The sequence below is a fragment of the Streptococcus bovimastitidis genome, assembly GCF_001885095.1.
In the GTDB taxonomy this organism is placed as follows: Bacteria; Bacillota; Bacilli; order Lactobacillales; family Streptococcaceae; genus Streptococcus; species Streptococcus bovimastitidis.
Window position 1 is genome coordinate 154,486 of sequence record NZ_LZDD01000002.1, and the last position, 12,864, is coordinate 167,349.

13 protein-coding genes are annotated in these 12,864 nt (G+C 39.5%); 4 read left to right on the forward strand and 9 right to left on the reverse strand.

Going from position 1 to position 12,864, the window contains the following annotated elements; translation table 11 throughout:
• Positions 1-18: 18 nt before the first annotated feature.
• On the forward strand, positions 19-1,455 hold the full coding sequence (locus tag A9Q68_RS06505; RefSeq protein WP_071793880.1) for a sucrose-6-phosphate hydrolase: 1,437 nt from the start codon (positions 19-21) through the stop codon (positions 1,453-1,455).
• Positions 1,456-1,459: 4 nt separating this feature from the next.
• A complete protein-coding gene (locus A9Q68_RS06510; RefSeq protein WP_071793881.1) occupies positions 1,460-2,425 on the forward strand; it encodes a LacI family DNA-binding transcriptional regulator in 966 nt (321 codons plus the stop codon).
• A gap of 40 nt (positions 2,426-2,465) precedes the next feature.
• Here the strand turns inward: A9Q68_RS06510 and nusB are convergent, their stop codons facing one another.
• From nusB to uvrA, 6 genes are all read right to left on the reverse strand, one after another.
• Positions 2,466-2,897, reverse strand: coding sequence for a transcription antitermination factor NusB (gene nusB, locus A9Q68_RS06515; RefSeq protein WP_071793882.1), 432 nt, complete (start codon positions 2,895-2,897; stop codon positions 2,466-2,468).
• Positions 2,890-3,279 (reverse strand): Asp23/Gls24 family envelope stress response protein, encoded by a 390-nt coding sequence (locus tag A9Q68_RS06520; RefSeq protein ID WP_071793883.1) that lies wholly within the window; start codon positions 3,277-3,279, stop codon positions 2,890-2,892. The genes nusB and A9Q68_RS06520 overlap by 8 nt, the downstream gene beginning before the upstream one ends.
• 41 nt (positions 3,280-3,320) lie before the next feature.
• Positions 3,321-3,878 (reverse strand): elongation factor P, encoded by a 558-nt coding sequence (efp, locus tag A9Q68_RS06525; protein ID WP_071793884.1) that lies wholly within the window; start codon positions 3,876-3,878, stop codon positions 3,321-3,323.
• 132 nt (positions 3,879-4,010) lie between these two features.
• Positions 4,011-4,469, reverse strand: a complete 459-nt coding sequence (locus A9Q68_RS06530) for a deoxycytidylate deaminase (RefSeq protein WP_071793885.1) — start codon at positions 4,467-4,469, stop codon at positions 4,011-4,013.
• A 10-nt stretch (positions 4,470-4,479) separates the two neighbouring features.
• Positions 4,480-5,550, reverse strand: coding sequence for a M24 family metallopeptidase (locus tag A9Q68_RS06535; RefSeq protein WP_071793886.1), 1,071 nt, complete (start codon positions 5,548-5,550; stop codon positions 4,480-4,482).
• Positions 5,551-5,689: 139 nt separating this feature from the next.
• The gene (gene uvrA / locus A9Q68_RS06540) at positions 5,690-8,518 is read right to left on the reverse strand and encodes an excinuclease ABC subunit UvrA (protein ID WP_071793887.1); all 2,829 of its coding nucleotides are present in this window, start codon (positions 8,516-8,518) and stop codon (positions 5,690-5,692) included.
• Between the two features lie 219 nt (positions 8,519-8,737).
• On the opposite strand from uvrA, the gene A9Q68_RS06545 reads away from it, so the two are divergent.
• Complete coding sequence (locus A9Q68_RS06545; protein WP_071793888.1) at positions 8,738-9,682, forward strand: magnesium transporter CorA family protein; 945 nt, start codon at positions 8,738-8,740, stop codon at positions 9,680-9,682.
• 169 nt (positions 9,683-9,851) lie between these two features.
• Complete coding sequence (locus A9Q68_RS06550; RefSeq protein ID WP_071793889.1) at positions 9,852-10,526, forward strand: DUF1129 domain-containing protein; 675 nt, start codon at positions 9,852-9,854, stop codon at positions 10,524-10,526.
• Positions 10,527-10,805: 279 nt separating this feature from the next.
• On the opposite strand, the gene rpsR is transcribed toward A9Q68_RS06550, so the two are convergent.
• From rpsR to rpsF, 3 genes are all read right to left on the reverse strand, one after another.
• Complete coding sequence (gene rpsR / locus A9Q68_RS06560) at positions 10,806-11,045, reverse strand: 30S ribosomal protein S18 (protein ID WP_002983142.1); 240 nt, start codon at positions 11,043-11,045, stop codon at positions 10,806-10,808.
• Positions 11,046-11,181: 136 nt separating this feature from the next.
• Positions 11,182-11,676 carry a single-stranded DNA-binding protein gene (locus tag A9Q68_RS06565; protein WP_071793891.1) on the reverse strand — a complete coding sequence of 165 codons (495 nt, stop codon included), beginning with the start codon at positions 11,674-11,676 and terminating at the stop codon, positions 11,182-11,184.
• A 20-nt stretch (positions 11,677-11,696) separates the two neighbouring features.
• Positions 11,697-11,987: a 30S ribosomal protein S6 gene (rpsF, locus tag A9Q68_RS06570; RefSeq protein WP_071793892.1), complete on the reverse strand. Its 291-nt coding sequence runs from the start codon at positions 11,985-11,987 to the stop codon at positions 11,697-11,699.
• Positions 11,988-12,864: the final 877 nt, after the last annotated feature.

The window sequence follows — 12,864 nt, forward strand, 5'->3', positions numbered from 1 at the left end:
ACAAAAGGAGTATCTGCCATGAATTTACCACAAGAGGTTCGCTATCGACCCTATCAGGAATGGACAGAAGATCAATTCTTACAGATAAAAAACAAGGTTGCCCAATCCCCTTGGCATGCCAACTATCATAGTGAACCACAAACAGGTTTGCTCAATGACCCTAATGGTTTTTCTTATTTCGATGGAAAATACCACCTCTTCTACCAAAATTGGCCCTACGGTGCTGCGCATGGTTTGAAACAATGGGTTCATATGACTTCAGAAGATTTAGTTCACTTTGAAGAAAGCGGTACAAAATTGCTTCCCGATCATGTTAACGATGCACAAGGTGCCTATTCCGGCTCTGCCTATGCTGTTGATGACAAATTATTTCTTTTCTATACTGGTAATGTCCGTGACCAAAATTGGGTCCGCGACCCAAGACAAATTGGTGCCTACATGACCAAGGATGGCCAGATTGAAAAATGTTCTCAGGTCCTTATTTCCCAACCAGAAGACGTGACCGAACACTTCCGTGACCCGCAAATCTTTAAATACCAAGAGCATTTCTATGCGATTGTTGGTGCCCAAAACCATGAACAAAAAGGCTTTATTAAACTTTATAAAGCAGTCGCTAATGATGTTGAAAATTGGAAGTTTGTGGCCGATTTGGATTTAGGTCGACAGGCTAGCGAGTATATGGTTGAGTGTCCCAACTTAGTTTTTGTGAATGAAAAACCTATACTCATATACAGCCCTCAAGGCCTCAGCAAAGATGAGTTAAACTATGATAATATTTATCCCAACACCTATCAAATCTTTGACACCTTTGATCCTGAAAAGGGGCAACTTATAGGTGACGCTCCTTTACAAAACCTCGATTTTGGCTTCGAGGCCTATGCTACACAAGCCTTCAATAGCCCCGATGGCCGAGCTCTTGCTGTCTCTTGGATTGGTTTACCAGATGTGGACTATCCAACTGATGACTATGATTACCAAGGAGCCCTCAGTCTCGTCAAAGAATTGACCATAAAAGATGGCGTCCTCTATCAGAAACCAGTCTCAGCTATGAGCAACTTACAAGGACAAGCTCAAATCCTCGAAGAAAAAAATACTACAACAAATTCCTATCACTTACAAGTAACCATTCCAGCTCAAAGTCAAAAAGAACTGCTACTTATGGCCGATGCCTACGGCAATGGCTTCGCAATCGCAGCTGATACGGTAACAGGCACTTTGACATTGGACCGCAGCAAGACCAAACATGGCTTCGCGGAGGCATATGGAACAAAGCGTTCTTGCCAAATACCCAAAGAAGATGTTACACTTAATATCTACGTAGACCAATCAATCATCGAAGTATTTGTAAACGATGGACAGGCTGTCTTAACCAGCCGCTACTTCCCAGAAAATGGTGCTTCTGCTATTTTGATGCCAAAAGGCAAGGTTGATGGTCATTACTATGAAATGAGGTAATAGGGTGGTCGCAAAATTAACCGATGTGGCTGAATTAGCCGGTGTCAGTCCGACAACAGTCTCACGCGTCATTAATAAAAAAGGCTATTTATCACAAAAAACCATTGATAGGGTACAAGCTGCCATGCGTGAATTGGGCTATCAACCCAACAATTTCGCCCGCAGTTTGCAAGGAAAATCAGCCAAATTAATTGGACTGATTTTCCCAAATATCTCTAATATTTTTTATGCCGAGCTGATTGAGTATTTAGAAATTGAACTCTTCAAAGCAGGCTACAAAACCATCATCTGTAACAGTCAGCATGATCCGCAAAAAGAAAGAGAATATTTAGAAATGTTGGCTGCCAACCAGGTGGATGGTATCATTTCATCCAGTCATAATTTGGGGATTGACGACTATGAACGGGTTGAAGCTCCAATTGTTGCTTTCGACCGTAATTTAGCTCCTAATGTCCCAATCATTTCATCAGATAATTTTCAGGGTGGGCAGTTAGCTGCCCAAACCTTGCAACATTTTAAATGTCAAAAAATTATCATGATTACTGGTAACGATAACTCTGACTCCCCTACCGGTCTTCGTCAACTTGGTTTTTCTTACCAACTCAAAAAAACGGCTGAAATTATCAAACTTCCTAATCATTTATCAACCATTCGTCGTGAGATGGAAATCAAGTCTATCTTGGCCACCCGCAAACCCGATGGCATCTTTGCTTCCGATGACCTAACAGCCATCTTAATTATGAAGGTTGCTAAACAAATGGGACTCTCCATTCCTGAAGAGTTGAAATTGATTGGTTACGATGGCACAGCTTTTGTCGAAAATTACTTCCCCCAACTGACAACCATCAAACAACCCATTCAAGAAATTGCAGCTCTTAGCGTTGAAGTTCTCATGAAACGGATTGCCAAAGAAAAAACTAGCAAGGACTACATCTTACCAATAACTCTCCTACCAGGAAAAAGCACCTAATAAAAAAGCATCTATTTCAATTGAAATAGATGCTTTTTCTTTAGTCTTCTTTTACGAACTGACTTAACAATCCATTAATAAACTTGGCTGATGTTTCGTCAGAATATTTTTTGGCAATTTCAATGATTTCATTTAATGCCACTCGGTCTGGTGTCTCATCAAAGAACTTAATTTCATAAAGTCCTAAACGTAACATGGTTCTATCTGATAAGGTAAGACGTTCAAGTGACCAACCTTGTTTAAGGTTGTCCTTGATAATCGCATCCAATTCGTCCTTGTGGTCCTTAACGCCATTAACCAAGGTTAATAGGAAGGCTGGGACATCTAAAGGTTGCTCTTGATCATAGTCTTTATCATAGTCATAGGCAAATTGCGATGACTCTAAAAAGTCACCCCCATGTTCCATATTAAATAGGGCCTGAAAAGCACGTTCCCGAAGATCTCTTCTGGAATCTTTAAAACTACTAGTCATCCAAGAAATCCTCTTCAAAAAGTGATTTCAAATCAGGTTTTGGTGTTTTTTCAGGTACAATTCCTTCAACATGGATGTTAACAGATGAGATAGTCACTTCTGCCATGTCATAGACAGCTGCTTTAACAGCTTTTTGAATAGCCACAGAAACAGTAGGTACTTTAACACCATACTGAAGATAAACATAGATATCAGCGGTTACTGTACCGTCTTCTTCGGTACGTAAGTAAACCCCTTTACCTAAACTAGCTTTATTAAAGCTATCTGACATTTTTTTGTTATGAAGTGAATAGACACCGTCAACCTGAGTTGCCGCAATGCCTGTGATGACTTCAAGAACGCGAGGTGAAATAACGATTTCACCAATATTTTCACTTAACATAGCATTTCCTTTCCTTTTCTCAACCCTTGTTGACAAAATCCTTAGGCACGAGAAACGTAAGTACCTTCAGTTGTATTAATAACAAGTTTTTGTCCAACTTCGATAAAGTCTGGAACGTTAACGACTAATCCTGTTTCAAGAGTAGCTGGTTTACCTGAACCTGTAACAGTTGCCCCTTTAATTGATGGTTGTGTTTCTGTAACGGTTAATTCAACAGTTGTTGGAACTGTAACACCAATCACTTCATCTCCGTAGAATTGAATTTTAACATCTGAGTTTTCAAGAATGTAAAGTAATTCTTGTTCAACATTAGCTACTGGAATTTCATACTGATCATAAGTATCAGTGTTCATGAAGTAAGCTGTGTCATCCATTTTGTATAGGTATTGAGCTGGAACTGTTTCAATAATAGCTTGCTCAAATTTTTCATCTGGACGGTAAGTTGTGTCAAAAGTTGAACCAGTACGAACATCACGTAATTTCATACGCATGATGGTGTTCCCTTTACCTGGTTTATGGTGACTTGCATCTAAAACACGAATTAATTTACCTTCAGCTTCAAATGTCATACCTGCTCTAAGCTTACTTGCTTCAATCATTTATTATTACCTCTTACTAAAATTTTATCACTTCATTCTACCACAAAAGTGCCTTTTACTCAAATCTTTTATGCCTTTACAAGACCTACTCAGACGCAACTCAGCCCTGCTCTGCTATTTCCCCAAAAAAGCTTAATCTTGGTCACTTCCCAAAGTTAGGATTGGCACATCATGCTGGACATAGGCTACTCCTTTTTTCTCCATCAGTTCAACAGCAAAGGGATGCATCCGGTAGTTGGATTTGTAGGTGATTTTCTTGATTCCTGCCTGTAAAAGAGCCTTGGTGCAGTTGATGCAGGGAAAATGGGTCACATAGATCTCGGTACCATCTGTCGATATCCCTTCTTTAGCACATTGAATCAAAGCGTTCATTTCGGCATGGACCGTCCGAATGCAATGGCCATCTTCCATGTAATGTCCGGCTTCGTCACAGTTATCAGTTGCTGAAACCCCACCGTTGTAGCCTGTTGCGATAATGCGGTTATCTTTTACTAGAACGGCTCCAACATAAGCCCGGTCACAGGTTGATCGTTTGGAAATCAATTCGGCATTGGCCATAAAATAGTCTTGCCAAGATAGTCGGTTTCCCATAGTAGTCTCCTTAAATGACAATTATTTCTTTAGGGGCCATGGTTAAGACCTGGCAACCCTCTTCTGTAATGACTAAATCGTCTTCAATGCGTAAGCCGTAGGCATTATCAATGTAAATCCCTGGCTCGTCAGTCACGACCATACCTGCTTCTAGGACCTTGTCTGATTTAGCGAAAAATGGATTCTCGTGGATATCCAGTCCGATACCATGTCCAATCCCGTGTGTGAAGTTGCTACCGTAACCCGCATTAACAATAATGTCACGTGGCACCTTGTCGAAGTCGGTAAAAGTCATGCCTGCACGCGCTTTTTCAATCAAAGCCTTATTGGCCCTAAGAACTACGTCGTAGATTTCCCGCTCCTGATCCGTCACATGGCCGACATGAATGGTCCGCGTCATATCACTAACATAATGGTCGTAATAGCAACCAAAGTCCATGGTTAAACTATCACCTGCTTGGATAACTTTGTTACTGGCTCTTCCGTGGGGCATTGCCGAGCGTTTACCCGATGCAGCAATGGTTTCAAATGAAACACCTGTTGCACCATATTTGCGCATTTGAAAATCTAAAAAATTTGCTAATTCCACTTCAGTCGTTTGCCCTGCTTTAATGTAGTCCAAAGCGTCAATAAAGGCCTTATCTGAAATGGAACAGGCTTTAGCAATGGTCGCAATCTCACTGGCATCTTTGATTTGACGTATGGTTTCAACCAAGCCATTTTGAGCAAGCAAAGTAACCTTACCAAAATTTGCTTCTAAGGATTGATAGAAGGCAAAAGTCATGTCATTTTCAAATCCTAGGCGAGTGACTTTATCCTCTAGCAAGAAGTTGACAATTTCTTTTAATGCTGTTCTGGTTTCAATAATATCGTAACCAGTAACGGTTTCTTTAGCCATTAGCGTATAGCGAGAATCGGTAAAAAAGAGACAACGTTTTGCAGAAATATAAAGAGTGGCTGCCGTTCCGGAAAAGCCCGTTAAATAATAGATATTAGTGAGGTTAGTCACTAAAAAGCCATCTAGTCCAGCCTCCGCAATTAAATCCTGGCATTTTTGCAATCTTTGTTGGTGAATCGACATGAGTTTCTCCTTTTACAGTCTTAACTTTCTTAAGTTTACCATGATTTCAAAGGCTTTTAAAGTCTTTTCCTAAAAGCGTCAAAAAAGCGATGACTTGCATCATCACTTTTAATTATCTCTTATTTTGCAAATGAATTAACTATTGCAATAGTTTATGTTTGAGGTATTGACCAGTGAAGCTAGCTTCAACTTGAGCGATTTCCTCCGGTGTTCCGGTCGCAATGATTTGACCACCGCCAATACCACCTTCAGGTCCCAAATCAATGATATGATCAGCTGATTTGATAACATCTAAATTGTGTTCAATGACCAGGACGGTATTACCGTCGTCAACAAAGCGTTCAAGAACGGTTAGTAAGCGCGCAATATCATCGGTATGCAACCCTGTCGTTGGTTCATCCAAAATATAGAGGCTCTTACCTGTTGAGCGCTTGTGCAATTCACTAGCTAACTTCATCCGTTGTGCCTCACCACCAGAAAGGGTTGTGGCTGGTTGCCCTAAGGTCACATAGCCAAGACCAACATCCTTAATGGTTTGGATTTTACGGGCAATTTTAGGAATTGGTGCGAAAAATTCTAAGGCATCATCTACTGTCATGTCCAAGATTTCTGAAATATTTTTGTCCTTGTAATGGACTTCTAAAGTTTCGGAGTTATAGCGACGACCATGACAGACTTCACAAGGAACGTAAACATCTGGTAAGAAGTGCATTTCAATCTTGATGATCCCATCTCCAGAACAAGCTTCACATCGTCCACCCTTAACATTGAAGGAGAAACGACCTTTCTTATAGCCACGAATTTTAGCCTCATTCGTTTGGGCAAATAGGTCACGAATGTCGTCAAAAACACCGGTATAAGTGGCTGGATTTGAACGTGGTGTCCGACCTATTGGACTTTGGTCAATGTCGATCAGGCGATCAATATGTTCAATCCCTTCAAAGCCTTTATGTTTACCCGGTTTTTCAGAGTTACGATTGAGTTTTTGGGCAACGACTTTTTTCAAGATACTGTTGATTAAAGTAGATTTACCAGAACCCGATACCCCAGTGACTGCAATAAATTTCCCAAGTGGGAAACGGACATCAACGTTTTGAAGATTGTTCTCAGAAGCCCCTTTGATTTCAAGGAAGCGTCCATTGCCTGTCCTTCTTTCCAAGGGTACTGGAATATATTTTTTACCTGACAGGTACTGTCCTGTAATGGATTTTTTATTTTTAGCGACCTGTTTCGGTGTTCCAGAGGCAATAATTTGACCCCCAAATTCACCGGCACCAGGACCCACATCAATTAACCAGTCTGCTTGCATCATGGTGTCCTCGTCATGTTCAACGACAATCAGAGTATTTCCCAAATCACGCATTTTTTTCAAGCTTTCAATCAGACGATCATTATCTCTTTGGTGTAAACCAATTGATGGTTCATCTAGGATATAGAGGACACCAGACAGATTGGAACCAATTTGTGTCGCTAAGCGAATACGCTGGCTCTCTCCACCAGACAAAGTCCCAGCAGCACGAGACAAGGTTAAATAATTTAAACCAACATTATTCAAGAAAGTCAAACGGTCATGAATTTCCTTAACAATGGGACGAGCAATGGTGCTTTCATTTTGGCTTAAGGTTAGACCTTTTAAGAGTTGCAAATGGTCGGCAATGGAAAGATCTGAGATTTGGCCAATATTAGGCCCATCTTCTCCTCCAACATGAACACAAAGCGCCTGATCATTTAAACGGTAGCCATGACAAGCGGTACAAGTCAAGGCATTCATATAGGCTCGCATGACAGTTCGCGTGTATTCGCTGTTGGTTTCATGGTAACGACGATTAACATTGGTAACCACACCCTCAAATGTGATATCTATATTGCGTTCGCCACCAAAATCATTAACGTAGTGGAAATGGAATTCCCGGTCACCTGAACCATATAGAACAATTTCTTTTTCTTGGTCAGTCAAGTCTTGATATGGGGTGTCCATATCAATGTCAAAGGCCGTCATAGCTTGTTCCAGCATGGTTGGATAGTAGTTAGAAGAGATGGGATTCCAAGGAGCCAAAGCCCCTTCTCTTAAAGTCTTGCTTGGATCAGGAATAACCAAATCCATATCGACTTCCAATTTAATTCCTAAACCGTCACAAGTTGAACAGGAACCAAATGGCGCATTAAAAGAGAAGAGACGTGGTTCCAATTCAGGAACGGTAAAGCCACAGATGGGACAAGAATAATGTTCTGAAAATTGAAGTTCGTTGCCGTCCATAGTATCAATAATCAAGTAACCATCGCCAAGGCGTAAAGCTGCTTCAATCGAATCAAAAAGGCGACTACGAATACCCTCCTTATTAACCAAACGGTCAATAACCACCTCAATATTGTGCATCTTACTTTTTGAAAGTTCTGGTACTTCGGCAATGTCATAGATGTCGCCATCAACACGCACCCGTACATAACCATCTTTTTGAATTTTTTCAAAGATATTTTTATGCTGTCCCTTTTTCCGACGAACAATAGGAGACAAGATTTGCATCCGTGTTCTTTCCGGCAGTTCCAGAACCTGCTCGACAATCTGCTCAACAGATGAAGCCGTAATCGCACCATGTCCATTCACACAATAAGGTGTTCCCACACGTGCATAAAGAAGACGCAAATAATCATTGATTTCAGTAACAGTGCCAACGGTTGAACGAGGATTCTTACTGGTTGTTTTTTGGTCAATGGAAATAGCTGGGCTGAGACCATCAATAGAGTCAACATCAGGCTTTTCCATATTACCTAAAAATTGACGGGCATAAGCCGACAAACTTTCAACATAGCGTCGTTGCCCCTCAGCATAGATGGTATCAAAGGCTAAACTTGACTTTCCCGAGCCAGACAATCCTGTCACAACTACAAGTTTATCCCGAGGAATTTCCACATCTATATTTTTTAAATTGTGAGCTCGCGCTCCATGAATAATTAATTTATCTTGCATGTCTATGATGACCGATCTTTCTCTATACAGTTTTACTTATTATACCAAAATTTTCCATTATTCAGTTGCCCCAAACTCGAGCATTTGTAGTATAATAGGATAGTATTTAATTATAATTAGGGATATTACGTGTCACTATCAGTTTTCAATCTTTTTTCAAAAATTTTCAAAGACCGTTTCCCAAAAGCAATACGACATTTCAAAAAAGGAGGGCTTGTCATGAAACAAATGTTTCTTTCATCAGCAATTGAATTTAAAGAAATTGAAACATTCGAGCCAGGGGCTTGGATTAAATTGGTAAACCCTTCCCAGGAAGAGTCTCTTGAAATTGCTGATCAATTTGACATTGATATTGAAGACTTAAGAGCCCCATTGGATATTGAAGAAACATCTCGTATCGCTGTAGAAGATGACTATACACTGATAATCGTAGACGTTCCCGCTTATGAAGAGCGAAATAATAAAAGTTATTATGTAACAGTTCCCTTAGGTATCATCGTGACCGAACAAGCTGTTATTACCACTTGTTTAAATGATTTAACCCTTTTTGACCATTTTCACAATAAACGGGTTAAAAACTTTTATACCTTCATGAAAACCCGATTCGTTTTCCAAATCTTATACCGCAACGCTGAGCTCTTTCTAACCGCACTGCGATCAATCGACCGCCAGAGTGACCGTTTGGAAGCACAGCTTGAGAAGGCAACTCGTAATGAAGAACTTGTTGACATGATGGAACTTGAAAAATCCATTGTCTACTTGAAAGCCTCCCTCAAATTTAATGAACGAATCGTCAAAAAACTGTCCAGTTCTACTTCTTCCCTAAAGAAATACATCGAAGACGAAGATTTGCTTGAAGATACCCTGATTGAAACCCAACAGGCCATTGAGATGGCCAGCATTTATGAAAATGTCTTGAATGCTATGACTGAAACAACGGCTTCAATCATCAATAACAACCAGAACACCATCATGAAAACCTTGGCACTGATGACCATGACCCTTGATATCCCAACGGTTATCTTCTCGGCTTATGGGATGAACTTCCAAAACAACTGGATGCCTTTCAATGATTTGGAGCATGGATTCTTCCTCATCGTCCTTATCGCTGCCCTGGGCTCATCAGGCGTTATCATTTATTTCTTACGTAAGAAATGGTTCTGATTGTGAGCCTAACTCACTTACTAGCACTAGGCAAAAGTATTATCGCCTTTTTCCTATCACGTCGTGATTCCTTTAGAAAACTTTACTCTATATAGCAGTCTGACGTGTCAACTTTTACATTATCAAATAATACAAACTGAATATATCGTTATTATCTTAAGGAGATATTATGGATTTGCAAAATCTAACTAAAAAAAACCAAGAATTTGTTCATATTGCTACTAATCGTTTGATTCAAGACGGAAAGTCTGATCAAGAAATCAAGGATATTTTAGAAGAAACTGTTCCAACTATTCTTGAAAAACAAAGACAGGGTATTCCTGCACGGACTTTTCTTGGGGCTCCAACTGCTTGGGCAGCATCATTTACGGATAAACCAATATACGGTCCAAATGATAACAAACGTCCTGAAGAAGCTCCTAAAAATACCAACCCTTGGTTAATGTGGTTAGATACTTCTCTAATCTTTATCGGAGTCGTAGCTCTCTTAAACGGTCTCATGTCTCTAATCAATCCAAACGCCAATACCAATGGCACAGGCTTAATTTCCCTATTAGCTCTTGGTTTCGGTGGTGGTGCTTCAATGTACGCAACTTACTACTTTGTATACCGTCATTTAGGCAAACCAAAAAGCGAACGTCCTGGCTGGTTTAAAATTATTGGCTCACTAGCATTAGCCATGCTAATCTGGGTAACCCTTTATTCAGCAACTGCTTTCTTACCAAAATCATTAAACCCACAATTACCATCAATTGTCTTAATCGTACTAGGTGCCATTGCATTAGCTGTTCGTTACTATATGCAAAAGAAATACAACATCCAAAACGCTATGTCAACACGTTAAATATAATAATTTAAAAGCAGTCCCAACTATAGATTTTACTCTAAGTTGGGACTGCTTTTAGAATTTCTAGAATACAAGAAAAAACAGCCCACATCCTCTGCTTGTCTTGTCTCAATTTTTTGAACACAAGAACCAAAGACCGACCCACTGGTTCTTTGGTTTCATTTACGACAGGCATAAGTGCCATTGCTCTAGTTTGATTGTATCTCGTCTTTGTCTTCGATACAATCACCTTCTTATTCGATAGCATCAAAAAAGAAGCCGAAAGGCTTCTTTGATTTAATCTTCGTTTACGTAAGGCATAAGTGCCATAACGCGAGCGCGTTTGATAGCTGTTGTTACTTTACGTTGGTTTTTAGCTGAAGTTCCTGTTACACGACGAGGAAGAATTTTCCCACGTTCTGAAACGAAACGGCTAAGAAGTTCAGTGTCTTTGTAATCAACATATTCAATTTTGTTAGCTGCGATAAAGTCAACTTTTTTACGGCGTTTGAATCCGCCACGACGTTGTTGAGCCATGTGTTTTCTCCTTTATAAATTATGATGTTAGGGTATTGGTGAGTAGTCATCCACTAAAATTTGAGAACAAGTCTTAAATTTACTTGGGGCACTCACACCCGCAATCGAATAATTACTTATTCGTTCAAACCCATTCTTAGAATGGTAGATCGTCATCTGAAATTTCCATTGGATTCGAATTTCCAAATGGACTTTCGTCGCGACCAAAGTTAGGTGTTTGTTGAGAAGGAGCTGAATAACTGTTATTTGATGAAGCATTATTATTAAAGCCACCACCATTATAAGAGTTAGATGAACCGCCTTCACGTGTAGCACGGCTTTCCAACATTTGGAAATTATCCGCAACCACTTCTGTTACATAAACACGTTGTCCTTGTTGATTTTCGTAGTTACGAGTCTGAATACGACCAGTAATTCCGATTAAGGCACCTTTTTTAGCCCAGTTTGCCAAATTCTCAGCAGGTTGGCGCCAGATAACACAGTTAATAAAATCTGCTTCACGTTCGCCATTTTGGCTCTTAAAGGTACGGTTAACAGCAAGGGTAAAAGTAGCTACTGCTACTTGGTTTGGTGTATACCGAAGTTCTGCATCCTTGGTCATACGACCAACTAGTACTACATTATTAATCATAAACTACCTTCTTACTTGTCTTAAGCGTCAAGTTTAACGATCATGTGACGAAGAATGTCACCGTTGATTTTTGAAAGACGGTCGAACTCATTAAGAGCTACTGCATCTTCAGCTTCAACGTTAACGATGTGGTAAAGTCCTTCACGGAAATCATTGATTTCGTATGCAAGACGACGTTTTTCCCAATCTTTTGATTCAACGATTGTAGCACCGTTGTCAGTTAAGATAGAGTCAAAGCGTGATACCAAAGCGTTTTTAGCTTCTTCTTCAATGTTTGGACGAATGATATAAAGAATTTCGTATTTAGCCATTGATATTTTCCTCCTTTTGGTCTAATGACCTACATCTTATGATATAGGTAAGTGAGGTATGCTCACAGAAAACTATTTTACCATAAACCATTTGAGAATACAAGAATTTTTTCCATAAATAAAGACACCCAATGCACACTTTGGATGTCTTCATTTTTACTTGTTTATGAATTTTATTATTTTACTAACGTCATATACTCCTTTCACTTTCATCTCATAAGGAGGTTATGGTTTCTTGTCCTTCCCTAAAGGAAGATTTTTTATATTTTAGAATAAAGTAATCTCCTTTCTTAATTATGAAATCTAAGGTCTTATTTATATGACAATTATGTTAATGAAACGATTTACATTGGTTTCACTCCTTAAGCTATTTTTTGCAATAGCCTAAAGTGTCTCCATTTTTGTATCTTGCAATGTTCATAAGATCCTCCTATAACTAGAAAAAAACTCAATCCCTGTGCGACAATAACAATAAAAATTTTCATTAATTCTTTTAACCTAAGTGACAATAACGACAAGGAGTGGGGAATAGCTTGGCAGATGACCAAGTCCCTTCTCCAAAAAAATCCTTTATTGTATAAATGGATTATCATCTCCCTTTTTAAAGTGGAGACTTTTCATAAAACTTATACTGTACAGAGCACTCCTTTGGCCAAATAACGCACTGACTAATAAGTTTACAGTGTGATCACATTGCATTGTTGTAAAATTGGTTTGCCTACCGTTGTTGGAGCTACTTAGTCTCCGTTTTTGTACCGCGCGACATGTAGTTTCATCATAAGAATACCTCCTATAAATCTGTGTCATATGTCATCCTTCTTTACACTTTCATTATAATGTAAGCGTTTGCTTTTGTCAATCAAATTTTTTTTTTGCC

Excerpts from the sequence above, each read along its gene's own strand:
- A9Q68_RS06505 (WP_071793880.1), top strand. The coding sequence starts at position 19 with ATGAATTTACCACAAGAGGTTCGCTATCGACCCTATCAGGAATGGACA.
- nusB (WP_071793882.1), bottom strand. The coding sequence starts at position 2,897 with ATGACTAGTAGTTTTAAAGATTCCAGAAGAGATCTTCGGGAACGTGCT.
- A9Q68_RS06520 (WP_071793883.1), bottom strand. The coding sequence starts at position 3,279 with ATGTTAAGTGAAAATATTGGTGAAATCGTTATTTCACCTCGCGTTCTT.
- efp (WP_071793884.1), bottom strand. The coding sequence starts at position 3,878 with ATGATTGAAGCAAGTAAGCTTAGAGCAGGTATGACATTTGAAGCTGAA.
- A9Q68_RS06530 (WP_071793885.1), bottom strand. The coding sequence starts at position 4,469 with ATGGGAAACCGACTATCTTGGCAAGACTATTTTATGGCCAATGCCGAA.
- A9Q68_RS06535 (WP_071793886.1), bottom strand. The coding sequence starts at position 5,550 with ATGTCGATTCACCAACAAAGATTGCAAAAATGCCAGGATTTAATTGCG.
- uvrA (WP_071793887.1), bottom strand. The coding sequence starts at position 8,518 with ATGCAAGATAAATTAATTATTCATGGAGCGCGAGCTCACAATTTAAAA.
- A9Q68_RS06545 (WP_071793888.1), top strand. The coding sequence starts at position 8,738 with ATGAAACAAATGTTTCTTTCATCAGCAATTGAATTTAAAGAAATTGAA.
- A9Q68_RS06550 (WP_071793889.1), top strand. The coding sequence starts at position 9,852 with ATGGATTTGCAAAATCTAACTAAAAAAAACCAAGAATTTGTTCATATT.
- rpsR (WP_002983142.1), bottom strand. The coding sequence starts at position 11,045 with ATGGCTCAACAACGTCGTGGCGGATTCAAACGCCGTAAAAAAGTTGAC.
- A9Q68_RS06565 (WP_071793891.1), bottom strand. The coding sequence starts at position 11,676 with ATGATTAATAATGTAGTACTAGTTGGTCGTATGACCAAGGATGCAGAA.
- rpsF (WP_071793892.1), bottom strand. The coding sequence starts at position 11,987 with ATGGCTAAATACGAAATTCTTTATATCATTCGTCCAAACATTGAAGAA.